At 42.2% G+C, this 1,335-nt stretch carries 1 protein-coding gene; it reads right to left on the minus strand.

Annotation, left to right across the window (positions count from 1 at the left end):
* Positions 1-89: 89 nt before the first annotated feature.
* The coding region (locus ACQRBJ_RS16005) for a transposase (RefSeq protein WP_445304225.1) at positions 90-1,335 on the minus strand (1,246 nt) is incomplete at its 5' end.

Below are 1,335 nucleotides of genomic sequence, written 5' to 3' on the forward strand. Positions count from 1 at the left end.
AATAAAATTCATAATTGATGTGCTCAAATCGAGCGAAAATAAGTGATAGGAGGTCTAAAAATTAAGTTGTGGGGACCTCCTTCTTCCCCTTATGCCATCTTTGCGATCAATTGTGGAACGCCAAGCATAGAGATGGCTCTACGCATGTTATAGGAGAGGCAGATGAGGGCCATTTCGGCCTCCACCTTAACCTTCGTTTTCAATAAAAAATAATACGCCCCTAAGGTTCTCTTCATCGTTCCAAAAGGATGTTCTGAGAGACACATTCTTTGCGCCATCTTCTTCTTGTCTAAATGAAGTTTGTATGTCACAATCTTGTGTTCTTTAACTTCTCGTTTCATCTTAGTCTTAGGAGGTTCCTGGTCTTCCTGATGATTACTGGAGTCTACCTTGTAATTCTGAGCTTTCATCACGAGAGTATCCTTGTTGAAGTCTGCTTCTTTAAATGCTGCTTTAGTACACTTATGCGAGCATTTTTTGCAAGCCAACTTATTGCAATAACGGATACGGCCATCCTTCTTTAATGACTTCTGACGTAATATAGAGCCCTGCGGACAATACACTAAATTCTTAGCAGCATCTCTGACAAAGTAGCCTTGCAGCGCAAGCTGTTTGAGTTCCTCATCAGACATTTCCTTTATATTACTTGATGCCGTACATTCGTAGGATTTACGAACACCAATTTGGGGAGAGTCAAGGATGCCTGCATAGGCAGTCGGTATTTTGCCAGCCTTAAGGCAAGTTTCGAGATTCTCGGGCTTTTTGCTGTTTAGCATATCATCTGTTACGGTTGCTTCTACATATTCAAACTCTACTTCAGCAACATCATCGCCATCTCGCTGTATTACATTAGGGATGATTCCTGCAGCCAAAGCGTTTGCCATGTCTTTTGGATCTTGATAACCCTTGTCGGCAACAACTTCTACTATTTCATGTTCCAAATCATTCTTGGCCTCAGTCAGTGTTTCCGTAATTTCGCCATGATCAGTAGGATTGGTGGTAACATTGTAGGTGGCTATCAGATGACTGTCTGCCTCGACGGCTGTCTGTACATTATAGCCAACGTTAAAACCGTCATTGAACTTCATCAACTTAGAATCAGGATCTGTGAGTGAAAGTTGTTTCTCTCCACTTTCCTCCAGTTGATTACGATATTCTTTGTAATCCGCCTGACGCTTCTGAACCACCTCCAGATTAAGCTCGGTTTCATCCCTGCCAAGCTTACGTTCATCATCGAAGTCGTTCTTTTCCAAATCCTCCAAGTACTGACGCTCATGCGCTTCAAGACGGGCAATACGATCATCAAGCTTATTGAGAGTAAAGTTGTTATCCTTG

The organism is Prevotella sp. SGI.167 (assembly GCF_050313615.1).
GTDB lineage: Bacteria > Bacteroidota > Bacteroidia > Bacteroidales > Bacteroidaceae > Prevotella.